Here is a 24,765-nt window from a genome sequence, read left to right as displayed (position 1 = left end):
CCGCCGTTCAACCGGTCACTGTATAGATGATCCACACCATGCCCACGATGAGGAACACTCCGGCCACATCCAGCAGCACGCCGGCGCGCACCATGCGTGGCAGAATGATGCGCCCCGTCGCCCACGCGATGGCGTTGGGTCCGGTTCCGGCGGGCAGCATGAAGCCCCAGCTTGCCGCGAGCGCCGCCGGCAGCGCGAGCAGCAGGGGGTCTGCCCCCAGCGCCACGCTGAGCGCGGCAACGACGGGAATGATCGCACTTGCCGTGGCGACGTTGCTGGCGAACTCCGTCACGAGCACCACCAGCGCCACCAGGATGAGCGCAATCACTATCAGCGGCACGCCCTGGAGAAACAGCAGCGCCTCTCCCAGCCAGGCCGCCAGCCCGCTGGCACCTATGCCGGCGGCCAGCGCCAGTCCGCCCCCGAACATCATGATGACGGCCCATGGCGCCCGGTCGGCTTCCTGCCAGACAAGCAGCGGCCGCCCCGTTCCATCGGGAATGAGGAACAGCGCCAGACCCGCGATGACGGCAATTGTTCCATCGGTCCAGCTCCCCTGGGGCAGCAGTGGCTGCACCAGAGGCACGGTCATCCACGCCCCGAAGGCAAGCACGATGACGGGGACGAGGCGCCGTTCGGGCCGGGTCCATGGGAGTCGCTCGCCGATCGCCGCCTGTGCTGCGGAAAGATCAAAGGTGTGCGCGCCGATCCGCTGAACGCGCGCGATGATCAACGCAGCCAGCGGCACACCTGCCGCAACGAGCGGAAGCCCGTACAGCGACCACTGCGCGAAGCTTATCCGAAACCCGATGACAGTGTCGAGCAGACCCACCGCGATGGCGTTGGTGGGACTGCCGACCAGAGTGCCCAATCCGCCGATGCTGGCAGCAAAGGCGATGCCCATCGGCAGCGCGCCGGCAAGACCATCCCGCTCTTCCGGTGGGATCCCGCCGCCGGCCAGCACCGCGATTGCAACCGGCATGAGGATGAGGGCGGCTGAAGTGTTGGAAATCACCATGGACAAGGCAGCCGTCGTCGCCATGAACGCGAACAGTATTCCGCCCGGACCACCCCGCCCGCCGACAACCTCCAGCAGGCGCAGGGCCAGGCGGCGATGCAGGCCGGTCCGTTCGATAGCCAGCGCGAGGAAGGCGCCACCCAGGATGAGGAACAATATAGGTGAATAATAGGCGCCGGCCGCTTCTTCGGCCGATAACACGCCGGCCAATGGCAGGATGACGAACGGCATCAGGGCGGTCGCAGTGAGCGGGATGGCCTCGGTCATCCACCACACCGCCATGAGCAGCACCAGCCCGGCCACAATCACCATTTCGCGGGTCATGCCGGCAGGCACGGGCAGTAAAAAGGCGCCGACAAGCGCCAACGCTCCGATGAACAAGCCTGCTCTGCTTGCCCGTTTCATCCTAATCCCGCCCCCAGTAACCCTTGATCCCTCGTCATCCCAGCAAGCGCCCTACAAGGCAACACGCCTTGGATTCCGAGGAACTCTCTCCCGCAGATGTTGCCGGACGCGCGGACCCGTCGTACCTTCTGGATACAGGAGGACCGCGCATGGCAAAAGCAGGCGGCGTTCTTGGCATCGGCGGAGTGTTCTTCCGCTCGGCTCACCCTGAGACGCTCAGCCAATGGTATCGGGACATGCTCGGCGTGGGTGCCGGCTGCACCGCCGACGACGGCGAGCCGAGCGAGTGGTCCTGGCGCGCGCAGGGCGGCGATACGGTTTTCACGCCCTTTCCGCGGGACAGCGACTACTTTCCCGCAGATCGGCAATACATGCTGAACTTCCGCGTCGACGGCCTGGACCTGCTGCTGGAAAAACTGGCCAAGAACGGAGTGACGGCGGAGCGCCGCGCCGAATGGCATGACCCGGCAGTCGGTCGTTTCGCCCGCATCCACGACCCGGAAGGCAATCCTGTCGAACTGTGGGAGCCGCCGCACCCGCGAAGATAGCGGCGACCAGTGGAGCTACTTGGGCGCCAGTACCATCAGCATCTGCCGCCCTTCGAGGCGCGGAAATGCCTCGACCTTGGCGGTTTCCGCGGTGTCGTCCTGGACCCGCTTCAACAGATCCATGCCAAGGTTCTGATGCGCCATTTCGCGGCCCCGGAAACGCAGCGTGATCTTCACCTTGTCGCCATCCTCGATGAACCGGGCAACGTTGCGCATCTTCACGTCGTAATCGTGATCATCGATGTTGGGTCGCATCTTGATCTCTTTGATGTCCTGCGTCTTCTGCGTCTTGCGCGCGGCGTTGGCCTTTTTCTGCGCTTCGTAGCGGAACTTGCCGACGTCGAGGAACTTGCAGACCGGCGGGTCTGCGTTGGGGGAAACTTCGACGAGGTTCAGGCCCACTTCATTGGCCTGTTCAATCGCCTGGCGGGTATACATCACGCCAAGGTTTTCGCCTTCATCGTCGATGACACGGACCTTGTCCGCCTGGATCATATTGTCAAAGCGCGGGCCGCTCTTGATAGGCGGCTGTAGGGTGCGCCGGGGTGGACGGGCTATGGGGCAGTCTCCTGAATGTGATTGCAGATTCCCGCCATTTAGACGCGGGCGTGCCGTTGCGCCAGATCTTTAAGTCAGGCGGCCCTCTGCCAAAGGGGGAATTGCACCATCCTGTCGCCGGCCGGCAACACGGCCCGGATGGTGTCAGCAGGCTGCAAAGCCTTCAGAATGGCTGGATGGTTCGCCGCCATCCCTCCGGTCAGCGTGCCGAAGGATGGCAGGATTAACCGGTCCGGCGCCTGTTTGCCGCTGGCCAGCACGGCGCATGGCCGTGCAATCCTGCGGCGGTTCACCGTCAACTGGACGCGCGGATGGAAGTGGCCGGACATCTCCGCCCGAGTCTCTCCGGGCCGGGCGATGTGACGCAGCACTACGCCGCCGATCTCCAGCTCATCGGTCAGGGTGCCGCCGCAACGTACCTCGGCGGCGAGACCATCCTTGCCCACGTCGTGATTGCCGGTAATCCACACCCAGTCCACCGCCCGCGTCAATGCTTCCAGCATGCCGCAGGCGTGCGGGTCCAGCCTCGCCCAGCCGTCCGGATCGTGAAAATTGTCTCCCAGGGTAATGGCCCGCCGGGCACCGGTTTCGCGAATGGCATCGGCGATCCGTTCCAGCGTTTCCCGGCTGTCATAGGGCGGCAGGAACTGATTGTGCCGCGCAAAGAAGCTGGCCTTTTCCAGATGCAGGTCGGCCAGCAGCAGCGCCGCCTCTCGCGGCCAGAACAGCGCGCGGCCGCGGGTCAGCAGCATTTCTTCGCCAGCGAACGAAAAGGGAACCATGCCGCCTCACTGACGCCGGAAGCGTTGCGTGGCAACCCCCCTGCGTGGCCATCAGCCGCGTCGGACTTGCGCGCGGCGCCGCGGATGCTAGTCGCACCGGGCATGCCGCACCTCGTGCAGCGACTGACCACCCGGAACCTCTCGCCAGCGAGAGGGGGAGATGCACCAATGGCCGACTGGACAGAGCAGACACAGCAAGCCCGCCTCTGGTTCGAAGACTTGCGAACGCGCATCTGCACCGAGTTCGAGGCGATCGAACGTGAAACCGGATCGGACGCAGCTTTCACCTATCGCTCGTGGCGCCGGGAAGAAGAAGGCAACGACGACCCCGGCGGCGGGACCCAGGGCCTGATGAAGGGCAAGGTGTTCGAAAAGGTCGGGGTGAACGTCTCAACCGTGCACGGCAGCTTCCCGCCCGCTTTCGCCGCCACCGTCAACGGTGCCGACCAGGACAACCCGCAATTCACCGCCACCGGCATCAGCCTCGTTGCCCATATGGCCAATCCGCATGTGCCCGCGGTCCACATGAACACCCGGTTTCTGGTCACGAGCAAGGCATGGTTCGGTGGCGGTGCGGACCTCAACCCGCCGCTGCCCTACCAAGAGGATACGGACGCTTTTCATGCCCGCCTCCGGGCGGCCTGCATGGCCCACAACCCGACCTATTACGAACGGTTCGCCAAGTGGGCGGACGATTACTTCTTCATTCCTCATCGGGGGGTGCATCGCGGCGTGGGCGGCATTTTCTACGACCATCTCGAATGTGCCGACGATCCTGCCTTTGCCCGCAACTTCGCCTTCACGCGCGATGTGGGCGAGGCGTTTCTCGACATTTACCCGCAACTGGTCCGCCGGCGGATGGGCGCAGCCTTTTCCGGTGAGGACAAGCAGCGCCAGCTGGAATGGCGCGGCCGCTACGCCGAATTCAACCTCGTGTACGACCGCGGCACGCTCTTCGGCCTCAAGACCGGCGGCAACATCGACGCAATCCTGATGAGCCTTCCACCAGAAGCGGTATGGACCTGACGGCGCTCTGTCACAGCCGGCGCTGCTTCCATACGAAGATGGAGGACGCCGCGAAGTTCCACACTGTTCCCACCACGATCCCGGCGAAGGCAGCGAGCCACCACTGGTACTCGAGCGAGAAGGCATAGGATGCTATGCCCACGTTCCCGAGCAGGCCGATGCTGCACACGAGATAGAATGCCAGCAATCCGGTGACGAACTTCCAGCCTTTGCGCCGCGCATCGCGGTAGGTGAGCTGATTGTTCAGGACGTAATTGCCGGTCATGGCGGTAATTGTGGCCCCGGTCTGCGCCACCAGAAACGACACTCCGCCCGCGAAAAACAGCAGGGCAAAGGCTGCGTAGTGGACGAAGACGCCGATTGCGCCAACGATGCTGAAGAAGATCAATCGCGGCGGAATGAAGCGGCCGACAGTCTTGTCGAACAGCAGCAGGCCGTATTGCGACAGGACCGCAGCATCGAGCTTGCTTTCCCCGTGCAGCCGCTGGCGGAAGGTGTAGGGCAGTTCAGCGTGCCGCAGCGGCACGGGCGAACTGGCGAAGATGTCCAGCAGGATCTTGTATCCCTCGCCAGACAGGTGGCGCACCGTGCGCTCCAGCGGCTCGCGACGGATGGCGAAAAAGCCGCTCATCGGGTCGCTGATCCGCGCACCGGTGACTTTCTGCGCCAGAACGGTGGCCAGCCGGCTCATCCGTACGCGAGCGGCGCTCCAGTCGCCCACGCTGCCAGCGCCTGCATAGCGGGTGCCGATCACGATGTCGGTATCGCCCTGCCTCAGCGTCTCCAGCATCTGCGGCAGCAACGCTTCGTCATGCTGAAGATCGGCGTCGATCACGGCAAAGAAGTCGGCGGCGCTGCTCAGCATCCCTTCGATCACTGCGCTGGAAAGCCCCCGGCGCCCGATGCGGCGGATCACCCGGACCGGCTCGCCCGCCCGCGCAAGGGCCAGAGCGGCGTCCGCGGTTCCGTCGGAGGAATCGTCGTCGACAACGACCATTTCCCACGCGATGTCGTGCAGGACCTTGCTGATGCGCCCGTAAAGCTCACCGATATTCTGCACTTCGTTGAACGTCGGAACGATCACGGAGAGTTGAGGCTGCATGTCTGCGCCTGTTTCCGCATGGACGAGTCGAGGTCAAGACAAGGCCATTAGCTGCAGGCGACCCAAGTGCTCCATTGCGCTGAGACTGCGATGTGTTCTAATGTGCGCCACAAGGGTTACGCCGTTTGCTTTTTAACGCCGATGCGGGTTGAGACTTGATGCATGGATCGTTCCCCGCCCAGCAGAAAGAGGACTCTTCCTTCGGCTCTCGGTTCTTTGCTGACCGTTGTGGTAGCAGCGCTGGCACTTCTGTGGCCGGCGTTCGTGAATGGCGGACCGTTCTGGTTTCCTGATACCAGCAACTATGTCCGCGCGGCGGATGGTGCCGCCGTGTTCGTCACCAATTCTCCCTCGGTATGGTCTGACCGGCTACAGGTCGACAGGCCGCCAGCAGGCAATCCGGGAGCAGTTGAAGAGCTGGCCAATCCCGCACTGGACGGGTCAAGAATAAGTGGTGAGATCAAGCCAACGCGCCCCGTTCTGGTCGGCCGTTCGATCTATTACGGTTTTCTCCTCTATGCGCCCATGCGGTTGTTTGGCCCATGGGGAGCGGTTTTCCTGCAAGCCCTCATCGTGGCGGGCATTCTCCTTATTACCGCCAGCATAATCAGCCGTGAGATTGGCCGGATGCCGCCAGGCCCGACCGCAGCATTGGTCGCAGCGCTGCTTATCGCCAGCCCGCTGCCTTTCTTCACCAGTATGTTGATACCCGACGTGTATTCTGGCCTACTTGTGCTCTGCTTCGCCACGGTTGTCGCGTTCTGGAGCCGCTTGCGCAAAGTTGAACTGATAGCCTTGATAGCGATCTGCGCCGTCATTGCGACCTTTCACACCACTCATATCCTCATTGTCGCTGCCGCCGGCATCGTTGCCGCCGTCTTCGCATTGGGTGGTAACCGGATGAGGGCTATTTTGATCGCGCTGCCGATAGTGGCTGCGGGCGCATTGTCAGTCGCCGCTTTCAACCTGGCCGTATCCTTCGCCCTCGGCGAACGGCCCGTTTCCCCCCCGTTCCTGTCGGCCCGGCTGACCGACGCCGGCCCGGGCACTGTTTTTCTCCAGGAACGCTGCGGTGATGCCGGCGTGGATTTTGTGCTGTGTCGTTATCGCGACCGGCTGCCGGTGCCCAGCGACGCCTTCCTGTGGGATGAGAAGGCGGCCACCGGCGTGTACCAACTCTTCAGCGATGCGGAGCGTGCGCAGGTATCCCGCGAAGACGTCCCATTCTTCCTGGCGGTGCTGGCCCACGATCCGATAGGCCTTGTGGGCGTGTCGCTCCATTCCTTTGTCCAGCAACTGTTCCATTTCGATATGAGTAGCTTCAACTATTCGCAAGATCATGTCCAAAGCATCGGGGTGAAGTACCCCGCCCCCGTTGCCGCGACGATCAGGCCGACGTTGGCGGCGAATATGGCTATGCCATTGCTGCCGACAGTCATGCTGACGATTGCCACCACGCTTGCGGCCCTGACAATGCTGGCCGCGCTGTTTGTTCAGGCTGAGCGTCGAGAAGGGCCCCGTCACCTTGCATGGTCGTGGGCGGCGCTTGTATTGCTGGCGGTACTTGCCAACGCGGCAATCTGCGGAGCGCTGTCGGGACCACACGGCCGATACCAGATGCGGCTCATCTGGCTGCTCCCATTTGTCGCGGGGAGCCTGTGGGTCCTGCGCCAGCGCACTAGCCGGCCGGTCACTACAGGTGCCGACCGCCGCGCGGCAGGATTGGAGCGTGCATCTGGTCTGGCGGAGGAGAGGTCATGGTGAAGCTGATTATCCAGATACCATGCTTCAACGAGGCCGGCACTCTGGAAGCGACGGTCCGGGATTTGCCTCGCAGGATCGAGGGCATCGATACCATCGAGTTCCTTGTCATTGACGATGGATCCCACGACGGAACTGCTGACCTGGCGCGTAAGCTGGGCGTGCATCACGTGGTCTGCAACACCGGAAATCAAGGGTTGGCCCGCAGCTTCGCGCGCGGCTTGCAATACGCGCTTGGCGCTGGGGCGGACATCATCGTCAACACCGATGGTGACAATCAGTACTGCGGCCACGACATCGGAAAGTTGGTCCAACCCATCCTCGCCGGTAGGGCGGACATCGTTGTGGGCGACCGTCGCACGTCCAGCATAGCGCACTTCTCACCCGCCAAGCGGCTGTTGCAGAAGTTCGGCAGCGCGGTCGTGCGCACATTCTCTGGCCTGAAGATCCCCGACGCTGTGAGCGGCTTTCGCGCGATTTCACGCAGTGCGGCCATGCGGCTGAACATCGTGTCTTCGTTCAGCTACACCATCGAGATGCTGATCCAAGCCAGCAACAAGAACATGGCGGTGGTCAGCGTACCGATCGGCACCAATCCGAAAACACGCGATTCCCGCCTGTTCAAGTCTGTCTCGCTTTTCATCAAGCGGTCGGGTGCCACAACTCTCCTGATGTATGCGATGTATCAGCCACTGCGCGCGTTTTCGCTGATTGGCGTAATGATCGCCGTCATCGGCATGGTCCCTATAGCGAGGTTTCTGTACTATTATCTTTTCGTCGATGGCAGCGGAAAGGTTCAATCGCTTGTCATCGGCAGCGCGCTCATGACAGCGGGAACGTTGACCTTCGTACTGGGGCTGCTGGCGGATCTGGTCGGCAGGAACCGGCAACTTCTCGAGAGTACGCTAGAAACTGTGCGGCAGCTTGAGCTGGACCTAACCAGGTACAGAAACGCCTTTCCGATCGAAAACCAGCCGGTAGACAAAGAACTTGGCGATGGCGGAAACACCAAGAACGCAGATGACGCTGATCCGGTAATCGATTTGCAGGCGGTAAAACAGCAACAGGAAACCGCCGTACTCCGCCAACCGAAAGATGCCGTTCGCCAGTAGGTAACGGGGCAACTGCTCGCGCCAAGAGCCGTTAGACCGGAAGACGAAGCTGCGCAGCAGCAGGATGTTGAGCACATAGGCGACTGCAAAGCCGATCGCCACCGCTGAACTTTCGCTGATCCCGAACTGCTCGTGCAGCAACATGGGCAAGCCGAACGACAGCAGGGCGCTGACGCCGGTCGATGCGCCGAACCGCACAACCTGGCCGGCCAGTCTGGATGAGTGCCACGCTCCCATGCCACTGGCATGCACCCTGTGAGCCGGCCCGAGTCAAGCAGCCAATAAGCCCAGCCAGCCTCCTGCCGCCGGCTGTTGACATTTCCCGTTGCATTGCACCATTGCAGCACACATCATCCTTGGCGATGCTAAGGCAATACGAACTGGTTGAACGGGTCAAGGAATATGACCCGGATGCTGACGAGGCGCTGCTGAACCGCGCCTATGTCTATACCGTACAGAAGCACGGCACACAGAAGCGGGCATCCGGCGACCCGTATTTCTCTCATCCGGTCGAAGTCGCCGGGTTGATGACCGACCTCAAGCTCGACCAGGAAACGATTGCCACCGCGCTGCTGCATGACACGGTGGAAGACACGCTGACCACCATCGAGGACATCGAACGCAATTTCGGCACCGACATCGCCCGGCTGGTGGACGGTGTCACCAAGTTGTCCAAGATCGAGCAGATGCCGGAAGACGACCGCGCGGCCGAAAACCTGCGCAAGTTCCTCCTCGCGATGAGCGAGGATATCCGGGTCTTGCTCGTGAAGCTGGGCGACCGCCTGCACAACATGCGCACCCTGCACTTCATCAAGTCACCGGAAAAGCGGCAGCGGATCGCGCGCGAGACGATGGAGATATACGCCCCGCTCGCCGAACGGGTTGGCATGTACGAATACATGCGGGAGATGCAGCTGCTCGCGTTCGAACAGCTCGAGCCTGAAGGGTATCGCACCATTGGCCAGAGGCTCGACCAGATCCGGCAACAGGACACGGGCCAGGTCGATGCGATTGCGCTCGCCATCAAGCAGGCGCTGGCCGAAGCCGGGCTGAAGGTGGAAGTGTCGGGGCGGGAAAAGCACCCCTATTCCATCTGGCGCAAGATGGCCGAACGCCATGTCACCTTCGATCAGATAACGGACATCATGGCTTTTCGCGTCATTTGCGAAAACGAAGGCGATTGTTACCGCGCGCTGGGCGTGCTCCACACCACCTGGCAGTTCCTGCCGGGCCGGTTCAAGGACTATATTTCAACGCCCAAGACCAACGGCTATCGCAGCCTGCACACCGCGTTGATGTATGAAAACTCGATGCGCGTCGAAGTGCAGATCAGAACGCGCGACATGCACCGGCTGAACGAATTCGGCCTGGCCGCGCACTGGGCCTACAAGCAGGGCAGCAGGCCCGACGGGCAGGTCGGCTGGCTGCGCGACCTCATCGAGATAGTGGATCACAGTCACGACGCCGAAGAGCTGCTGGAACACACCCGCATGGCGATCTACCAGGATCGCATTTTTGCCTTCACGCCCAAGGGATCGCTGTTCCAGCTGCCCAAGGGTTCAACGCCGGTCGATTTCGCCTTTGCAGTTCACACCGATCTGGGGCTGCAGACGGTGGGCGCCAAGATCAACGGGCGCCATGTGCCACTGCGCAGCCAGCTGGCGAACGGTGATGTGGTGGAGATCGTCAAATCTGCCGAGGCGGATCCGCAACTCGCCTGGCTGTCCTTTGTCGTCACCGGCAAAGCGCGGGCCGCGATACGCCGCGCGGTTCGGGCCAAGGAGCGGGCAGAGGTCGCTGAACTGGGGCAGAAGCTGTTCGACGAGATAGCGACGCGCGTTCCGGCAAAGGTCGGGAAAAAGGCACTGCGCGCGGCGGTGAAGCGGCTCGGGCTTGGAGATGAGGAGGAACTGATGCATGCCATCGGCTCCGCCAAGCTGAGCGACGCGGCCGTGATGGAGGCGCTGGTTCCCGGCTGCACGGCCGGGATGGGGCCGGAAGAGGACTGGAAGGAACGGGGCACGATCTCGATCCGCGGCCTGTCGCCGGGCGCCGGTTTCCAGCTCGCCGAATGCTGTCATCCCGTGCCGGGTGACCGGATCGTGGGCCTGCGCAAACCGGGCGAGCCGGTGGAGGTGCATGCGATCGATTGCATCACCGTCGCCAACGCCATGGATGCCGATTGGCGCGACCTGTCGTGGGGCCAGCGTTCATCGGGTGCGGTGGGGCGGCTGCGCGTAACGCTCTACGACCGGCCTGGAACGCTGGCGGAAACGGCGGGCATCTTTGCCCGGAACTTGGCCAATGTGCAGGGATTGCAGCAAACGCATCACGACGGGCCATTCACCACCTATGAGATCGACCTGGAGGTGCAGGACGTGCCCCACCTCACCCGCATACTCAGCGCGCTGAGAGCGAGTGATGCGGTCAGTGGAGCAGAGCGGGTCTGATCCCGCCACGTGCGCGCTAGTCGGCCGCCCGCCGCACCGGCACCGGGATGTTGCAGATATCCGCCCCGCCCGCCGGCTGGATGAAGAACGGATCGCGCCGGTTGGCCCGCGCCTCGGCATAGGCGGCGAAGGTGGCGCTCTCGGTCGAGAGGTATTCGAAGCGCGGACGTGTTTGCTGGCCTACCGCTTCGCTGCTTGAGGCCGGGTCGGCTTCGGGCAGGTCGCTGGCGAGGCGGATCGAGACAATCGGCACCCGTTCGGCGGCCGTCTTGTAGAACCCCAGCGCCTCCGTCCCGCGCGGCAGGCTGGAGAGGTGCTCGATCCCCTCCACCACCCGGCCCACCAGCGCGATGTTGCGGTCGAGATGGCGTGGCGCATGGCCGATCACCGCGTACAGCTCCGCCCCCGAGCCGGTGTCCGGCGGCATCCCCCGCCCGACACCGACCATGCCATAGCAGTGGACGGGCCAAGATTGGTAATCGAACGAGTGAACCGACTTCATACTTGTTCCGAGAGGCCAGCCATTTTTAAAGGTCGCGAAGCCGGCGTAGTTGTCAGGCCAGCGCGTTCGCTTAAGCAAATCGTCACCGACGACGGTTGCAAGGTAGTCCCCGTCCTTCATCACCCGCAGCCCCGCCGGCAGCTTCTTCGCCTTGGCCGCATCCTCGCCATCCGGATCGCCCCATTGCACGACGTAATTGTCCTGCACCCGGTTGACGCTCAGCCCGTCGTACCAGCGCGCCTTGGCCAGAGCGCGGATGTTCTCCACCCAGCCCTGGCTGAAGGGCGGCGGCATCAGCTGGATCACCACCTGCCGCGGCTTGCCCCTCGCGTCCGGCGCGAGGGTCATCACCAGCAGATCGGACGGCGCAATGGAGACCCACTCGGACGCGGGGGCGGCGGCCACGATCTCGTTCGGAGAGCGTCGGTTGGGTTCCTGCGCGGCGGCTGGAACAGCAAGGATGGCGGCGGCAAGGAGGAGACTGCGCATCTCCCCGGTGTGCCACGCAGCGTGCTTCAGCGAAAGGGTTGCCTTGCCTCAAGAAGGGCAGCGCCTTCGCGGGGTCGACCTTGCCATGGCAGATCGACGGGAGCGGGGACCTGCATCTGAACGGTGGTCCGGACCACCACTGGCGCAGGAAAAAGCCCCTTCCCACGCATTTTCAGGGGCGGAAAGAGGCTCTGGACCAGCCGGTCGCCGGGAATGCCATTCCGCGCAGCGCCTGATCCGATGCCTGCCATACCACGTCAGGCGCGATTCGGCCTAAGCAAATCTGCCCGGTCGGCTCGGCACGGCTTGCGAACCGCTCGCCCGGTCGCCACATGCGCCGCCCGCCCCCAGGAGGCATTTGCTCGCGCGCAGCCGTGGCCGGCGGTTGCGGCCAGGCAGCGGCAGCGACATGACACAGGCCGCATACGGCTTGCGTTTGGCTCGGCGGGAACCTAGGGCACGCCTCGCCTGAAGAGGCAACGGAGCGGTGGCCGAGTGGTCGGGCCGCAGCGGAGCGGAGGCGGCACCGTCAGGTGCCAACGCGCACGCCTTGCACGAAGTGCATTGCCGTTTTAGGGCACGCCTCGCCTGAAGAGGCAACGGAGCGGTGGCCGAGTGGTCGAAGGCGCACGCCTGGAAAGTGTGTATGGGTCAAAAGCTCATCGTGGGTTCGAATCCCACCCGCTCCGCCAGACTTCATCCTCAGCATTGTCAAATTCCATTGCGACGGTGACCGGACGTCTGCGGCGCGGGCGGAACGGTTTATTGAACCAACCAAACGCCTTGCCACGGTTCATTTCCGCTCTACGCTGACCAGCACCACGCAGTTCTAAAAATACTCTTCCGGGGAGAGCGGGCCATGAGTGGCGAGGCGGCAGATGGAGATGTTGGCACCCGTCGCGGCTGGCGGTGGCTTTATCTGGCGCAGGCAACGATCATCGGTGTCCTGGGGCTGGTCATGGCCGGTCTGGGCGTGTGGCTGCTGACTGTTGGAGGGACTGCCTACTACCTGCTGACCGGATTGCTTCTGCTGGCGGGCGCAGGATTCGCCTGGAGGCGCAGGGACCGCATCGCCCTTGCCCTGTTCGCGCTGGCCGTGCTCGTCACGGTCATCTGGTCGCTTGTCGAAATCGCGGGCAAAGGCTGGTTGCCGGCCTGGGGGATCGATCTGGCGGGACGCGCGGGTCTGCTGGCGGCGTTGGCGGCGGGCAGCGGGCTTGCCTGGCTGCTGTGGCGCTACCCCAAACGATCCGCACCGCGCCGGGCGAGCATGGTCGCCGTGCTGGCGGGCTTGCTAGGGCTGGCGGTCCTGGTGTTCGCGAGCTGGGAGCGGACGCAGCCCCCCGGAGAACCGGGTCGCGTCGCCGGCAGCGGCGGGTCCGCAGAGGATGCTGGAGCGGACTGGACGGCGTACGGCGGCAACAATTACGGACGACGCTATTCATCGCTTGCCCAGATTTCGACGAGCAATGTGGGCGAACTGGAGGAGGCGTGGACATTTCAGAGCGGCGATCTCAACCCGGCTGAGGGCCGGGTGTTCTACTCGTCGCAGAACACGCCCATCAAAGCGGAGGACTTCCTCTACACCTGCACCCCCGGCAGTCAGGTGTTTGCCCTCGATCCGGGCACGGGCGAGGCCCGCTGGAGTTACGATCCCCGCGTTCCGCCACGCACCATGGAGTCCCTGTTTACCGCCGCTTGCCGCGCAGTGGCCTATTTTGACGATGGGTCGCCCGCCGGCCGTCCCGAAGCCATCGCGCGGATGCCAGCCGTACCCGGCGCGATCGGCCCCGTACCCCGCGAAGGAAGCCGCTGCCACCGGCGCGTCTTTGTGGCAACGGCGGACGGGCGCCTGATCGCCCTTGACGCGGTTGGCGGGTTCGTGTGCCGCGAGTTCGGGACAAACGGCACCGTCGACATGACGAGCGGCATGGGTCTTCGCGAAACGGGCTTCGCTTCCAACACGTCCGGCGCGACGGTTGCCGGCGGCCTGCTGATTCTTGGCCAGCAGGTCAGCGACAACCAGCGGCGGGACGCGCCGTCCGGCGTCGTCCGAGCTTATGATGCCATCACTGGCGAGCTTCGCTGGGCGTGGGATGCCCTTCGCCCCGATGCGCAGGCACCATTGGCGCCTGGCGAGATCTACCCGCGCGGAACCCCCAATGTCTGGAACATCATCTCGGCGGACGAGACGTTGGGACTGGCGTTCCTTGCCACCGGCAACGCGGCCGCCGACCAGTGGGGCGGGAACCGCACGCCCGAGGAGGACCGCTTCACCGATGCCGTAGTTGCCGTCGATCTGCAGACCGGCGCCACGCGCTGGTCCTATGCGACCATAACTCACGACTTGTGGGACTATGACCTTGGGGCGCAGCCGATGCTGGTGGATGTGGCGATCGACGGCGTGTCCCGCCGAGCGATCATGCAGGCCAGCAAAACCGGCAATCTGTTCCTGCTCGATGCCGCCACGGGGCGATTGCTGCGCCCGGTGGAACAGCGCCCTGCGCCGCAGGGTCCACCACCCGGCGACTGGGTCGCCCGCACTCAGCCCCAGTCCGTCTTCTTCCCCAATATCGGCGGGATACCGGCCCGCGACCCGGAACGGATCGACGCGCGCCACGCCTTCGGCCTGACGCCGATCGATGGTGCCTTGTGCCGGATCAGCTTTCATCGCCTCCGCTACGAAGGCATGTTTACCCCGCCCACCCCCGAAAAGCCCGGCATGCTCCTGTTCCCCGGCACGGTGGGTGGCATGAATTGGGGCGGATTGGGCTTCGACCCGCAACGCCGCCTGATCATTGCCAACAACTCCCGTCTTCCCAACCTGGTCGTTCTCCACCCGCGCGCGGAGGTTGACGACAAAGCCGTGGGTTCCGGCGGAGCCCGTCCCGACCAGGAAGTGGCCCCGCATCTGGGAACGCCCTTTGGCGTAACCCGGCCCATCTGGTGGTCGGCGCTGAGGGTTCCGTGCATCGCGCCGCCCTGGGGCTACATCTCGGCAACCAACATCGACACGGGCGAGCTGGTCTGGTCCAAACCGCTGGGCACCGGGTTCGACACCGGCCCGCTGGGCCTGCCGACCTTTCTCAAGATCCCTACCGGCACGCCGAATCTGGGCGGCCCGCTGGTCACCGCCGGCGGCCTGACCTTCATCGGCGCCGCGCAGGACAATTTCCTGCGCGCGTTTGAAACTGCCACCGGCAGACTGGTGTGGGAGGCGCGGCTGCCAGCCGGACCGCAGGCCGGCCCGATGACCTACGAGCACGAAGGGCGCCAGTACGTCGCAATAACGGCGACGGGGCACGCCCGGTTTGAAACGACGCCGGGCGATTACCTGAAGGTGTATGCGTTGCCGCGCAGATGATCAGAGGCATGGTCATTCTTTGCGCGAATCATGCCTGCCCGCACCCGGAACGCCGAAGGGATCGTAGCTGTTGATCGCCAGCTTGTTACCGCCCCGTCGGCTACCGCGACCATTAAGCCAGGTGATCGGCCAGGAGGCTGCGCCGCTGCCCCAGCCCCGCGCCTTCGTACCAGATGACCGGATCGTCGACGCTCGCGCCGTGCACACAGCGGCGCAGGAGAGTGCCGGACGCACCTCCCTGGGCCGGCATCACCTGTAGGCGGATCAGGCCTCTTCCCCTTCGTAGGCCTCCACGATCCGCCCAACGATCGGGTGGCGCACCACGTCCGTGGAGGTGAAGCGGGACACGGCGATACCCTCCACTCCCTCCAGACGGGCGACCGCATCCGCAAGGCCGCTCATGCTGCGACCGCCCGGAATGTCGATCTGGCGCGGGTCGCCGCACACCACCATGCGGCTGTTCTGACCAAAGCGGGTCAGAAACATCTTCATCTGCTCGCGCGTCGTGTTCTGCGCTTCGTCGAGGATGACAAAGGCATCCGCCAGCGTGCGCCCACGCATGAATGCGATCGGCGCGATCTCGATCTCGCCCGACGCCAGCCGCCGCTCCACCTGTTCCGGGGGCATGCAATCGTACAGCGCGTCGTACAGCGGGCGCAGATAGGGGTCGACCTTTTCCTTCATGTCGCCGGGCAGGAAGCCGATCTTCTCGCCCGCCTCGACCGCCGGACGGCTGAGGATCAGCCGCTGCACACTGCCGGTGATCAGCTGGCTGACCGCCTGAGCGACAGCGAGATAAGTCTTGCCGGTGCCGGCTGGGCCAAGCGCGAAGATGATGTCGTTGCGCGACAGCTGCATCATATAGGGCACCTGCCCGGGAGAGCGCGGCACGATTGTCTTGCGGCGGGTGCGGATCATGACCGGCGGCGCATCCATCCGCGCTGGTCCGATCCCCTCCAGCATTGGCTGGCCGGACATGCCGATCAGAGCCTCCACCTCGCCCGCGTCAAGATCGCGTCCGGCGGCGAGACGATCATACATGGCAAGCAGCACGTCACGTGCGCGGGCGACGCTATCCTCCGGCCCCTCGATCTGCACCGCGCCTCCGCGCGCCGCGATGTAAACTCCCAGCCTGTTTTCGACCTGAACCAGATTCGCATCGAACTGGCCGAACAGCGGCACCAGAAGCGCCTGATTGTCGAAGGACAGTTCAGCCCGTGCACGCCGCGCCTCGCGCTGCGCCACCGGGGGCGAGGAGAGGGGCGGCATGTCACCCCGGCTTGGTTTACGGCCCATGCGGTCCTTTCAAGTGGTTACGGCGAATGTAAGCCGCGACACACGACAGGCAAGCGCGATGCCGCACATGATGGTGGAAAGTCACTTCCGCTGGCACCCCGCCTTGGGCGGAGTGCGTCAGGCGGCGACGGATGCTTGCAGCCGGCCGGCCAGCGAATTGGCCCCGGCTTCGACCAGTGCGACCCGCGCGATGTCGCCAATCTGCGCTTCGCCTTCAAACCACACGGATTGCAGCCACGGCGATTTGCCCAGCCATTGCCCCGGCAGCTTACCCTTGCGATCCACCAAGACCTCGCAGACACGGCCCACCGACGCTTTGTTGAAGGCCATCTGATCCCGGTTGAGTGCGGCCTGCAACCGTGCCAGCCGGTCATCCGCCACTTCGCGCGAAACCTGTTCCGGCATTGTGGCGGCCGGTGTGCCGGGACGCGGAGAATACTTGAACGAGAACGCCTGCGCGTAGCCTACCTCGTCCACCAGGGCGAGGGTTTGCGCGAACTCCGCCTCCGTTTCGCCGGGGAAGCCGACGATGAAGTCGCCAGACAGAGCAAGGTCCGGGCGGGCAGCACGAAAACGCTCGAGCAGCCGCAGGTAGCTTTCCGCAGTGTGGCTGCGGTTCATGGCCTTCAGCACCCGGTTGCTGCCTGCCTGTACCGGCAGGTGCAGAAACGGCATCAGCTTTGCCACCTCGCCATGTGCGGCGATCAGATTGTCGTCCATGTCGGCTGGATGGCTGGTGGTGTAGCGGATACGCTCAAGGCCATCTTCTCGTGCCAGCCGCCGGATCAGGTCAGCCAATCCAACGGCCCTGCCCTGCTCGTCCTCTCCCGCCCAGGCAGATACATTCTGGCCCAGCAGCGTGATCTCCCTCGCGCCGGCTTCGATCAGGCGGCGCGCTTCGTTGACCAGATGGTGGTACGGGCGGGAGATTTCGGCACCCCGGGTGTAGGGCACGACGCAATAGGTGCAGAACTTGTCGCACCCTTCCTGCACCGTCAGGAAAGCGGCTGGGCCTACGCGGCGGCGTTCAGGCAACGCGGCGAACTTGTCCAGTGCCGGCAGGTCGATCTCTGTGGCTCTCTGCCCCTTCGTCGCCCGGTCGAGCAGTTCGGGCAGGCGATGGTAGGCCTGCGGTCCAACAACCATGCTGACCGCGGGAGCGCGGGCCATGATTTCTTCACCCTCGGCCTGGGCGACGCAGCCGGCCACCGCGATCAGCGGCTGCCTGCCGGCCTTTCGCCCGGCCTTGGTGATGCGCCCGATGTCGGAGTAAACCTTTTCGGCCGCCTTCTCGCGGATGTGGCAGGTGTTGAGCACCACCAGATCCGCCTCCTCGCCGTCTGCCGCGCGAGCTATGCCGCGGCTCGCCAGCAACTCGGCCATCCGCTCGCCATCATAGACGTTCATCTGGCAGCCGAAGCTCTTGACGCGGTACGTCCTGGGCAGATCGGAGGATTTCATGCGCTAAGCCACTGACAGATTGTCACCCGGTTCTCAACCGGAAGTGATCTGGTGCCAAGAGGACGCGGGTGCTTGCCTGCACCTTGTTGTTCCACCGATCCCGGTGCATAAGGAGGCCACAGCAGAAGGAGGCAAAGAATGCTCTCTGAGATGTTGGCTCGCGTTTTTGACCGCCGGCCGATCGGCCAGGAAGAGACGGTCTACCGCCGACTTCTGCGGCGCGGTTACCGACCTGCTGGTATAGTTGATGTCGGCGCTTACGAGGGGGAATGGTCCAAGCTGGCCCGCAAAGTCTGGGGCCAGCTACCCACTTTGATGATCGAGGCGCAGGAAGGCAAGCGGTCCCTGCTGGAGGACGTCTGCCGGCATCACCCCGGCCTGCTCCTTGAAATCGCCGTGCTCGGAGCGGAGTCGGGCCGAATGGTCAGCTTCTTCACCATGGAAACGGGTTCTTCGATCTTCCCCGAACAAAGCGACGTTCCTCGAGAGGTGTCATGTTTGCGAACCAGAACTCTCGACGAGGTGGTGGGCGCAGACGGCAGCACCGATTTGTTTCTGAAGATCGACGTGCAAGGGGCCGAACTCGAAGTTCTGAAAGGGGGCGAAAACACTCTGGCTGCGGCGAGCCTGGTGCAGCTGGAAACAGCATTCCTGTCGTATAACGAAGGCGCACCCAAGATCGGCGAGGTAATCAGCTTCATGGATGAGCGCGGGTTTACCCCGTGCGACATAGCGGGAGAGGTAAGGTTGCAGGATTGCCTGGTACAGATCGATCTGATGTTCTGCCCGATCAATAGCGAGTTGCGGCCCGATTTCTTTCATTTCCCCGACGCCTCCCGCGCCTCTGTGCTGCAATAGGTTGCTCTCTCACGCGATCTTGTAGGCGATCGGCTTGAAACTGCCTCCGTTGGAGGCGTAGGCTGAACACGCGGTGAGGCCGATGATCAGGTCCATTCTGGCCTCCAGAATGATGTGGTCGCCTGCCTTGCTTGCCGGCGGGTCGACCCTGATAGCCCCGATCTTGCCATCGAACGGCACGTTCATGAAAACGTTGAAGGCGGTCGGGATGTCGTCCTCTGTCACACCATATGGCGCCAGCGCGGCGGCAAGGTTGCCGAAACACCCGCGATGGAGCGGCTTGTCAGGATAAAAATGCCGGAACGTGTCCGTGCTGCACGGGGTCAGCAGGAAGTCGTGCACCCCGACCGCGTCCTCCACGATCTCCAGCATAACCTGTGACCGGTTCGACCACAGCCGGTTTCCCGTTGTCAGCTTCAACGTCTCTTCATAGTCGAAAGTGCGACCGTTCGACAGCGTATGGCGGGTGTCGCCAAGGGCATAGGCGACGAGGTCCGACACCTGCGACCCTTCCGGGTCGATGATGGTCAGCCGTTGACCTGCCGCCAGTTCGAATGCTGTTCCGCTGCGCGGCGGGATGATTGTCACTTGGCTCAAACTTGCCGCCTGCGAAAAGGGCACTGCCAATCGTCACCGACCAGACGGCCGCTGTATTGCCGTGCTTCGCTGGACTCGCCATGACGAGCGAGCATGGGGTTTATATCCCCTGCCAGTTCCTTGTCGCGATCGAGGATACGTTCGCGCATCCGCTCGTAAATCCCCTTTTCGCGCAGCCTTTCGAACTGGTGATGCAAGTTGAACACGAGCGTCGGGTTGGGAAAGCGCCGTGCCGGGCGCGAGGCGTTGGGGTGCAGTCCCACGACGAAGAAGGCGGCGCCGCCGAAGCTGAGCGAGAAATCGGGATGCTCCGGATCGTGGCTGACGGAAGGATCGTAAGGCTGCCCCTTCCACGCGTCCTTGTCGCTGAGCGACTGGATGCGTTCCCACATCGCGCGCTCAAACTGCGCTTCTGTCAAATTATGGGGTCGGCCGAAAATCACCGCAAAGCTGCGCAGGTCGTCAGGCGGCAGATCGAGCGCCGCCCAGTCAAGCAAGGCATCGTGAATCTGAAGGTCATTCCACCCGCTCGTAAGGTCACGGGCAACCATCACCTTCATCCGGTCGTTGGCCAGCGCCGATTTAGCCCCGACACATGGGAATTCCTTTTGCCTGATCTTGTCAAAGAAAGCGTCTGACGGCGACAACGCCTCACCGGTGGCAGTGTTTTCGATGAACATGCGTTCACAACGCCGAACCCGGCTTTCGGGTCCGGCGCTAATCTACATCAATGTAAGGATTGGTAGTGGGCCTCAGTTTACCGTGGCTTTGACAATCTTTCCTGGATTGCGGGGCGGCTCGCCCTTGGGCAGCGCGTCCACGTGCTCCATGCCGCTTTCGACCACGCCCCACACTGTATATTGCTTGTCCAGGAAGCGGGCATCATCGAGGCAGATGAAGAACTGCGAGTTGGCGCTGTCGGGCACCTGTGTGCGCGCCATGGAACAGACGCCGCGCACGTGCGGTTCGCTGTTGAATTCGGCCTTGAGGTCCGGTTTGTCGCTGCCACTCATGCCGGTTCCTGTCGGATCGCCGCCCTGCGCCATGAAGCCGGGAATGACGCGGTGAAAGACGACGCCGTCGTAGAACCCTTCCTGCGCCAGTTCGGTGATCCGTTCGACATGACCGGGTGCCAGATCCGGGCGGAGGCGGATAACGACGTCGCCCGGCTCACCGCTTCCGGTATCCAGTGTAAGTGTCAGGGTGTCGGCCATTTGGGGTAAACTCCTGTTGTTCCGTGTGGCGGCCGATATAAAGGCTTCACCGGGCTTGTCACCCGCTTGGGAGCCGTTCGGGGTGGCTTGCTTTTGCTTGCTTCCGCCGTAGAGCGGGCCGGATGGCGAACACTCCTCCTCCTGTCGGCGCGGACCTGCTGGACCGGTCAGCGGAGGACCCGCCGCGTCCTGACGATCGCATCGACGATGCCCGGCATGACGAGGAAAACCGCCTCAAACCCGAATACGTCCGCGCGGTGCAGGCGGCGCTGGAGGCGGATGAAAAGGCGACGGTTTATGCCTTGGTCGAACCGCTGCACCCCGCGGACATAGCCGACCTCTTCGAACTTTTGGAACGGGACGAACGCACCCGGCTGGCAGCCGCGATCACCGACCTGATGACGGGCGAGGTCGTCGCGGAACTGAACGATTATGTCCGCGAAGAGATGATGGACGCCCTGCCCGCCGCCGCGGTCGCGTCCATTGCCGAGCAGCTGGAATATGACGACGCGGTTCAGCTGCTGGAAGATCTGGACGCGCCGGAACGTCAGGCGGTCCTCGACGAACTCGACGCCGAAGATCGGCACGCCATCGAAAGCGCCCTTGCCTATCCGGAAGAAACCGCCGGCCGGTTGATGAGCCGTGATTTCGTGGCCGTTCCCGAACACCTCACCGTGGGCAATCTGATCGACTTCCTGCGCGACAACGGCGATTTGCCCGACAACTTCTGGGAAGTGTTCGTTGTCGACCACGCCCATCATCCGCTTGGCACCTGCCAGCTGTCCTGGATCTTGCGCACGCCCAGATCGGTGCCGCTCGCGGATGTGATGCAGCGAGACCAGACCCTGATCCCCGTCACGATGGATCAGGAGGAAGTAGCGCTGATGTTCCAGAAATACGGCCTCATCTCGGCAGCGGTCGTCGATGGGAGCGGCCGGCTGGTCGGGCAGATGACGGTGGACGACGTGGTGCACATCATCTCGGAAGAGGCCCAGGAGGACACCATGCTCCTGTCCGGCGCGGGAGAGGGCGACATCAACGAGCCGATCCGCGATGCCTACAAGGCGCGCGTCAGGTGGCTGCTCGCCAACCTGCTGACCGCGTCCGTCGCTTCCACGGTGATCTCGCAGTTCGAGGACAAGATCGCCGCCATGGTAGCGTTGGCGGTGCTGATGCCGATCGTCGCCGGCATCGGCGGCAACGCCGGAACGCAGACCCTGGCAGTGACGGTCCGGGCGCTCGCCACCAACCAGCTGACTTCGGCCAACACCTTCCGGGCCATCCGGCGAGAGGTCTCCATTGCGCTTCTTAACGGAACAACCGTGGCTGTGGTGATTGGCTTTGTGGTAAGCGCCCTCTTTGCCAACACCATGCTCGGCGCGGTGATTGCGCTGGCTATGATGTGCAACATCATGATCGCGGGGTTGGCGGGCGTGGTGGTGCCCTTGACGTTGGAACGGTTGCGCATCGATCCGGCGATCGCTTCCTCCATCTTTGTGACCATGACAACGGACTCGATGGGTTTTCTTGTCTTTCTCGGCCTGGCGGTGGCATTTGGTCTGGTCTGAGCAAGACCTCTTTCCACCTGGCGTGGCCAACCCATATCGGCCGAAATGCCGCTTCACCTCACCAAGATCGCTTATGGAGCGCAAAGTTATTCCGACATCGCGGCCTGGTTCGCGGGTCGGACCCGCCTCGCCGTCAACACCCGCTATCGCCCGACCCGGTGGGAGGAATGCATTGGCGGTTCGCTGTACTGGATACACGAACACAATCTGGTCGCCCGCTCCCTCATCCTCGGTTTTCGCGAGCAGGACGGCGGCCGCTGGTGGATCGACCTCGATGCGCGGCTTGTCCCGGTGGTGCCGCTGCCCAGACGAGCGCACCAGGGCTGGCGCTACCTCAAAGGAGAACCGCCGCGGGACCTGGCGGATGGAGAACACGGTGGCGACCTCCTCCCGCACCGGTTGGCGGGCAGACTGGCCGAGCTGGGCCTGATGTGATCGACAGGCGCAATGGCTGCGTCACCTCCGCAGCCACCATTGCAGCAGGTGATGCGCGATGGCCGCTGGTGGCGGGGGAGAGAACGGCCCGCCCCCTCCGCGCCCGGCAACCAGTGACGCGGCAACCTGTTCGCGCGTGAACCAGCGCGCGTCCTCCAGCTCGGTCCGGTCGATGGTGAGGACGGTGGACGCGGCGATCGCGTGGCATCCGATCATCAGCTGAGAGGGGAACGGCCACGGCTGGCTGGCAATGTAGCGCACGCTACCGACTGACACGCCGGCTTCCTCCGCCACCTCGCGCGCCACCGCCTCTTCGATTGTCTCGCCCGGCTCGACGAACCCAGCCAGCGCCGAATAAGCATGAGGCGGAAAGCGCGGCTGACGACCCAGCAACAGGCTGTCGCCATGTTCCACCAGCATGATGGTGACAGGATCAACGCGGGGGAAGTGCTGCGCCTGGCAGGCGGGGCAGTCGCGCTGCCAGCCGCCCTTGGTCAGAACGGTCGCCGCGCCGCAGCGGGCGCAGAACCGGTGCCGCGCGTGCCAGTCGACGAGGCTACGGGCGGCACCGTAAAGCGCGAGGTCAGGGGCGGTCATCGCCTGCATGGCGTTCCACAGCTGCGGCTGGCTGTAGGCAGGCCCGGTCGCCCCGTGCTCAGGCACGGCGGCAAAGCAGGCGCGCCCCTCCAGCAACCCGAGGAAGACCAGCTCCGCTCCCTCGGGCGCATCGGCAAGGCTGGCCCAGACGAGACCGCCATTCAGGTCCAGACCCGGAGCAAGGCCATCCAGCAGCAGCAGTCTTGCCCGCCAGTTCATCTGGTCCGCCAACGCATCCGCATCGCAGCGGATGTGATCGGCGCGCTCTATCGGAGAGCCGCTGAAGGCGAGTGGCGGCAGGGTCACGCCCGGCCGGACATCGCCAGCAAATCCTTCAGCACAGCAGCAGGAAACCCCGTGTGAACCGCATACGCTTCGGCAGGCATGTATTGCGTCATCAGGTTGGCGCGCAGACCATTGCCCATGTTGACGAAGGCAACGGTGCCGGCCGCACCGCCCCAGCCGAAGGTTCCGGCCTGTTCGCCCAGACCGACCCGGCCGCCCGCACCGAAACCCGATCCTGCGGCATAGGTGTTCTCGGTGCTGACTCCTTCCGGCAACAGATTCGAGGTGCCCAGCCGCACCGCCTGTTCGCCCATGATCCGCCTGCCCCGGTAAACGCCATGGCCGACCAGCATCTGCAGGAACTTGTCGTAATCGGCCGGTGTCGACACCAAGCCTGCCCCGCCGAACGGAAACGCCGGTTCGTCGGCGAAGATCGACATTTCCGGCGGGTCGATCGGCACCAGCGTTCCAGCCACCACGCCATAATTGGTGGTGAGGCGCGGCAAATCACGCTGCGGCACCCGGAAGTATGTGCTGTTCATCTCCAGCGGGTCAAAGAACCGTTCCTTGAGAAAGGCATCAAAAGCCTTGCCCGACGCAACCTCGATGACGCGTCCCAGCAGGTCGAGGGACACCGAATAGCTCCACCGCGTACCTGGCTGCGCGACCAGCGGCAGGCGGGCGAGGTTGTCGGCGAAATTGGCGAGGCCACGCACCGGCTGTCCGCGCCCGAAAACCGCCGCAAGCGGCAGCTTGGTGACTTGCCCCGGAACCGCTCCCGCCTGTTCATACGCGCGGGCAATCGGCCCCCGTTGCACCACGGAGTAACCCAGTCCCGCGGTATGGGTCAGCAGGTGCCGGATAGTGATCGGCCGTTCCGCCGGAACAAGGTCGGTGATGGACCCGTCATAGGTCCGCTGCACCATCATGTCGCGGTAGGCTGGCAGGATATCGTACAGCGGCTGATCAAGTGCCAGCCGGCCGTCATCGATCAAGGCCATGGCGGCCATCCCGGTGATCGGCTTGGTCATGGAATAGATGCGATAAAGAGTTTCCGGACCGGCAGCCCTGGTGCCGCCCAGCGTCAGCGTTCCCCTGGCGATGGTGGTGGCCGGCTGCTGTCCCCAGCCGAGCGTCGCCACCATGCTCGCCACCCGGCGCGTGTCGACATAGCTGTCGATGAATTGCGAAACGCCGCTCCAGGGGGTCGCACCCTGCGCCAGCACCCGCGCCGGCAGCCACCCGGACAGCAGGGCGCCGGCCCCCGCCAAAGCACCGCCCCGCAACAGCGCGCGTCGGGAGACATTGTCGAACTCGCGGTATGCCATAGGCGTTGT

23 protein-coding genes, 1 tRNA gene and 1 pseudogene are annotated in these 24,765 nt (G+C 63.9%); 11 read left to right on the top strand and 14 right to left on the bottom strand.

Annotated features, from left to right (window positions below):
- Positions 1 to 7: 7 nt before the first annotated feature.
- Positions 8 to 1,423 (bottom strand): DASS family sodium-coupled anion symporter, encoded by a 1,416-nt coding sequence (locus LHJ54_RS08635; protein ID WP_228243485.1) that lies wholly within the window; start codon positions 1,421 to 1,423, stop codon positions 8 to 10.
- A gap of 149 nt (positions 1,424 to 1,572) precedes the next feature.
- Between LHJ54_RS08635 and LHJ54_RS08630 the strand changes: the two genes are divergently transcribed.
- Entirely contained in the window at positions 1,573 to 1,971 is a 399-nt protein-coding gene (locus LHJ54_RS08630; protein WP_228243484.1) for a VOC family protein, read from the top strand.
- Between the two features lie 15 nt (positions 1,972 to 1,986).
- On the opposite strand, the gene infC is transcribed toward LHJ54_RS08630, so the two are convergent.
- Positions 1,987 to 2,466: a translation initiation factor IF-3 gene (infC, locus tag LHJ54_RS08625; protein WP_228243483.1), complete on the bottom strand. Its 480-nt coding sequence runs from the start codon at positions 2,464 to 2,466 to the stop codon at positions 1,987 to 1,989.
- 137 nt (positions 2,467 to 2,603) lie between these two features.
- Positions 2,604 to 3,311 (bottom strand): ligase-associated DNA damage response endonuclease PdeM, encoded by a 708-nt coding sequence (pdeM, locus tag LHJ54_RS08620; RefSeq protein ID WP_228243482.1) that lies wholly within the window; start codon positions 3,309 to 3,311, stop codon positions 2,604 to 2,606.
- A 168-nt stretch (positions 3,312 to 3,479) separates the two neighbouring features.
- On the opposite strand from pdeM, the gene hemF reads away from it, so the two are divergent.
- The gene (gene hemF, locus LHJ54_RS08615) at positions 3,480 to 4,337 is read left to right on the top strand and encodes an oxygen-dependent coproporphyrinogen oxidase (RefSeq protein ID WP_228243481.1); all 858 of its coding nucleotides are present in this window, start codon (positions 3,480 to 3,482) and stop codon (positions 4,335 to 4,337) included.
- 10 nt (positions 4,338 to 4,347) lie between these two features.
- On the opposite strand, the gene LHJ54_RS08610 is transcribed toward hemF, so the two are convergent.
- Complete coding sequence (locus LHJ54_RS08610; protein ID WP_228243480.1) at positions 4,348 to 5,439, bottom strand: glycosyltransferase family 2 protein; 1,092 nt, start codon at positions 5,437 to 5,439, stop codon at positions 4,348 to 4,350.
- A 228-nt stretch (positions 5,440 to 5,667) separates the two neighbouring features.
- Here LHJ54_RS08610 and LHJ54_RS08605 point away from each other — a divergent pair, with 228 nt between their 5' ends.
- A complete protein-coding gene (locus tag LHJ54_RS08605) occupies positions 5,668 to 7,203 on the top strand; it encodes a hypothetical protein (protein ID WP_228243479.1) in 1,536 nt (511 codons plus the stop codon).
- Positions 7,197 to 8,312 (top strand): glycosyltransferase family 2 protein, encoded by a 1,116-nt coding sequence (locus tag LHJ54_RS08600; protein WP_228243478.1) that lies wholly within the window; start codon positions 7,197 to 7,199, stop codon positions 8,310 to 8,312. Before LHJ54_RS08605 ends, LHJ54_RS08600 begins: the two co-directional genes overlap by 7 nt.
- Here LHJ54_RS08600 and LHJ54_RS12770 read toward each other — a convergent pair.
- A pseudogene (locus tag LHJ54_RS12770) lies at positions 8,229 to 8,456 on the bottom strand (GtrA family protein); the annotation flags it as partial. The gene LHJ54_RS08600 and the pseudogene LHJ54_RS12770 overlap by 84 nt on opposite strands.
- 218 nt (positions 8,457 to 8,674) lie before the next feature.
- Here LHJ54_RS12770 and LHJ54_RS08595 point away from each other — a divergent pair.
- Positions 8,675 to 10,762, top strand: a complete 2,088-nt coding sequence (locus LHJ54_RS08595) for a bifunctional (p)ppGpp synthetase/guanosine-3',5'-bis(diphosphate) 3'-pyrophosphohydrolase (RefSeq protein WP_228243477.1) — start codon at positions 8,675 to 8,677, stop codon at positions 10,760 to 10,762.
- Between the two features lie 16 nt (positions 10,763 to 10,778).
- On the opposite strand, the gene LHJ54_RS08590 is transcribed toward LHJ54_RS08595, so the two are convergent.
- Entirely contained in the window at positions 10,779 to 11,753 is a 975-nt protein-coding gene (locus tag LHJ54_RS08590; protein ID WP_228243476.1) for a peptidylprolyl isomerase, read from the bottom strand.
- Between the two features lie 80 nt (positions 11,754 to 11,833).
- On the opposite strand from LHJ54_RS08590, the gene LHJ54_RS08585 reads away from it, so the two are divergent.
- From LHJ54_RS08585 to LHJ54_RS08575, 3 genes are all read left to right on the top strand, one after another.
- Positions 11,834 to 11,989 carry a hypothetical protein gene (locus LHJ54_RS08585; protein ID WP_228243475.1) on the top strand — a complete coding sequence of 52 codons (156 nt, stop codon included), beginning with the start codon at positions 11,834 to 11,836 and terminating at the stop codon, positions 11,987 to 11,989.
- 365 nt (positions 11,990 to 12,354) lie between these two features.
- Positions 12,355 to 12,445: transfer RNA gene (locus tag LHJ54_RS08580), tRNA-Ser, on the top strand.
- A 167-nt stretch (positions 12,446 to 12,612) separates the two neighbouring features.
- Complete coding sequence (locus tag LHJ54_RS08575) at positions 12,613 to 15,117, top strand: pyrroloquinoline quinone-dependent dehydrogenase (RefSeq protein WP_228243474.1); 2,505 nt, start codon at positions 12,613 to 12,615, stop codon at positions 15,115 to 15,117.
- A 112-nt stretch (positions 15,118 to 15,229) separates the two neighbouring features.
- Here the strand turns inward: LHJ54_RS08575 and LHJ54_RS08570 are convergent, their stop codons facing one another.
- The 3 genes from LHJ54_RS08570 to miaB all read right to left on the bottom strand — a co-directional run bounded on the left by LHJ54_RS08570 (position 15,230) and on the right by miaB (position 17,874).
- Positions 15,230 to 15,367, bottom strand: coding sequence for a hypothetical protein (locus LHJ54_RS08570; protein ID WP_228243473.1), 138 nt, complete (start codon positions 15,365 to 15,367; stop codon positions 15,230 to 15,232).
- A 14-nt stretch (positions 15,368 to 15,381) separates the two neighbouring features.
- Positions 15,382 to 16,413, bottom strand: coding sequence for a PhoH family protein (locus tag LHJ54_RS08565; RefSeq protein ID WP_228243472.1), 1,032 nt, complete (start codon positions 16,411 to 16,413; stop codon positions 15,382 to 15,384).
- Positions 16,414 to 16,530: 117 nt separating this feature from the next.
- On the bottom strand, positions 16,531 to 17,874 hold the full coding sequence (gene miaB / locus LHJ54_RS08560) for a tRNA (N6-isopentenyl adenosine(37)-C2)-methylthiotransferase MiaB (protein ID WP_228243471.1): 1,344 nt from the start codon (positions 17,872 to 17,874) through the stop codon (positions 16,531 to 16,533).
- A 138-nt stretch (positions 17,875 to 18,012) separates the two neighbouring features.
- On the opposite strand from miaB, the gene LHJ54_RS08555 reads away from it, so the two are divergent.
- On the top strand, positions 18,013 to 18,732 hold the full coding sequence (locus LHJ54_RS08555; RefSeq protein WP_228243470.1) for an FkbM family methyltransferase: 720 nt from the start codon (positions 18,013 to 18,015) through the stop codon (positions 18,730 to 18,732).
- 9 nt (positions 18,733 to 18,741) lie between these two features.
- On the opposite strand, the gene LHJ54_RS08550 is transcribed toward LHJ54_RS08555, so the two are convergent.
- The 3 genes from LHJ54_RS08550 to LHJ54_RS08540 all read right to left on the bottom strand — a co-directional run bounded on the left by LHJ54_RS08550 (position 18,742) and on the right by LHJ54_RS08540 (position 20,543).
- Positions 18,742 to 19,320, bottom strand: a complete 579-nt coding sequence (locus LHJ54_RS08550; RefSeq protein ID WP_373457076.1) for a DUF1989 domain-containing protein — start codon at positions 19,318 to 19,320, stop codon at positions 18,742 to 18,744.
- Positions 19,321 to 19,325: 5 nt separating this feature from the next.
- Positions 19,326 to 20,009 (bottom strand): guanitoxin biosynthesis heme-dependent pre-guanitoxin N-hydroxylase GntA, encoded by a 684-nt coding sequence (gene gntA, locus LHJ54_RS08545; RefSeq protein WP_228243468.1) that lies wholly within the window; start codon positions 20,007 to 20,009, stop codon positions 19,326 to 19,328.
- Between the two features lie 72 nt (positions 20,010 to 20,081).
- Positions 20,082 to 20,543 carry a peptidylprolyl isomerase gene (locus tag LHJ54_RS08540; protein ID WP_228243467.1) on the bottom strand — a complete coding sequence of 154 codons (462 nt, stop codon included), beginning with the start codon at positions 20,541 to 20,543 and terminating at the stop codon, positions 20,082 to 20,084.
- 122 nt (positions 20,544 to 20,665) lie between these two features.
- On the opposite strand from LHJ54_RS08540, the gene mgtE reads away from it, so the two are divergent.
- Positions 20,666 to 22,111 (top strand): magnesium transporter, encoded by a 1,446-nt coding sequence (mgtE, locus tag LHJ54_RS08535; RefSeq protein ID WP_228243466.1) that lies wholly within the window; start codon positions 20,666 to 20,668, stop codon positions 22,109 to 22,111.
- Between the two features lie 45 nt (positions 22,112 to 22,156).
- Positions 22,157 to 22,546, top strand: coding sequence for a DUF1489 family protein (locus LHJ54_RS08530; protein ID WP_228243465.1), 390 nt, complete (start codon positions 22,157 to 22,159; stop codon positions 22,544 to 22,546).
- 21 nt (positions 22,547 to 22,567) lie between these two features.
- Here LHJ54_RS08530 and nudC read toward each other — a convergent pair whose 3' ends face one another.
- Positions 22,568 to 23,449, bottom strand: a complete 882-nt coding sequence (gene nudC / locus LHJ54_RS08525) for an NAD(+) diphosphatase (RefSeq protein ID WP_228243464.1) — start codon at positions 23,447 to 23,449, stop codon at positions 22,568 to 22,570.
- Positions 23,446 to 24,756: a serine hydrolase gene (locus LHJ54_RS08520; RefSeq protein ID WP_228243463.1), complete on the bottom strand. Its 1,311-nt coding sequence runs from the start codon at positions 24,754 to 24,756 to the stop codon at positions 23,446 to 23,448. The genes nudC and LHJ54_RS08520 overlap by 4 nt, the downstream gene beginning before the upstream one ends.
- Positions 24,757 to 24,765: the final 9 nt, after the last annotated feature.

The organism is Porphyrobacter sp. GA68 (genome assembly GCF_022605525.1).
In the GTDB taxonomy this organism is placed as follows: Bacteria; Pseudomonadota; Alphaproteobacteria; order Sphingomonadales; family Sphingomonadaceae; genus Qipengyuania_B.
Note: the sequence above shows the minus strand (reverse complement) of the source record. Positions and strands in the feature narration are given on the sequence as shown.

Coding starts and splice junctions, on each gene's coding strand:
- LHJ54_RS08590 (WP_228243476.1), bottom strand. CDS start 11,753: ATGCGCAGTCTCCTCCTTGCCGCCGCCATCCTTGCTGTTCCAGCCGCC.
- miaB (WP_228243471.1), bottom strand. CDS start 17,874: ATGAAATCCTCCGATCTGCCCAGGACGTACCGCGTCAAGAGCTTCGGC.
- LHJ54_RS08520 (WP_228243463.1), bottom strand. CDS start 24,756: ATGGCATACCGCGAGTTCGACAATGTCTCCCGACGCGCGCTGTTGCGG.
- LHJ54_RS08530 (WP_228243465.1), top strand. CDS start 22,157: ATGCCGCTTCACCTCACCAAGATCGCTTATGGAGCGCAAAGTTATTCC.
- gntA (WP_228243468.1), bottom strand. CDS start 20,009: ATGTTCATCGAAAACACTGCCACCGGTGAGGCGTTGTCGCCGTCAGAC.
- hemF (WP_228243481.1), top strand. CDS start 3,480: ATGGCCGACTGGACAGAGCAGACACAGCAAGCCCGCCTCTGGTTCGAA.
- LHJ54_RS08630 (WP_228243484.1), top strand. CDS start 1,573: ATGGCAAAAGCAGGCGGCGTTCTTGGCATCGGCGGAGTGTTCTTCCGC.
- mgtE (WP_228243466.1), top strand. CDS start 20,666: ATGGCGAACACTCCTCCTCCTGTCGGCGCGGACCTGCTGGACCGGTCA.
- LHJ54_RS08635 (WP_228243485.1), bottom strand. CDS start 1,423: ATGAAACGGGCAAGCAGAGCAGGCTTGTTCATCGGAGCGTTGGCGCTT.
- LHJ54_RS08600 (WP_228243478.1), top strand. CDS start 7,197: ATGGTGAAGCTGATTATCCAGATACCATGCTTCAACGAGGCCGGCACT.
- LHJ54_RS08540 (WP_228243467.1), bottom strand. CDS start 20,543: ATGGCCGACACCCTGACACTTACACTGGATACCGGAAGCGGTGAGCCG.
- pdeM (WP_228243482.1), bottom strand. CDS start 3,311: ATGGTTCCCTTTTCGTTCGCTGGCGAAGAAATGCTGCTGACCCGCGGC.
- LHJ54_RS08555 (WP_228243470.1), top strand. CDS start 18,013: ATGCTCTCTGAGATGTTGGCTCGCGTTTTTGACCGCCGGCCGATCGGC.
- infC (WP_228243483.1), bottom strand. CDS start 2,466: ATGATCCAGGCGGACAAGGTCCGTGTCATCGACGATGAAGGCGAAAAC.
- LHJ54_RS08595 (WP_228243477.1), top strand. CDS start 8,675: ATGCTAAGGCAATACGAACTGGTTGAACGGGTCAAGGAATATGACCCG.
- LHJ54_RS08610 (WP_228243480.1), bottom strand. CDS start 5,439: ATGCAGCCTCAACTCTCCGTGATCGTTCCGACGTTCAACGAAGTGCAG.
- LHJ54_RS08565 (WP_228243472.1), bottom strand. CDS start 16,413: ATGGGCCGTAAACCAAGCCGGGGTGACATGCCGCCCCTCTCCTCGCCC.
- LHJ54_RS08570 (WP_228243473.1), bottom strand. CDS start 15,367: ATGCCGGCCCAGGGAGGTGCGTCCGGCACTCTCCTGCGCCGCTGTGTG.
- LHJ54_RS08575 (WP_228243474.1), top strand. CDS start 12,613: ATGAGTGGCGAGGCGGCAGATGGAGATGTTGGCACCCGTCGCGGCTGG.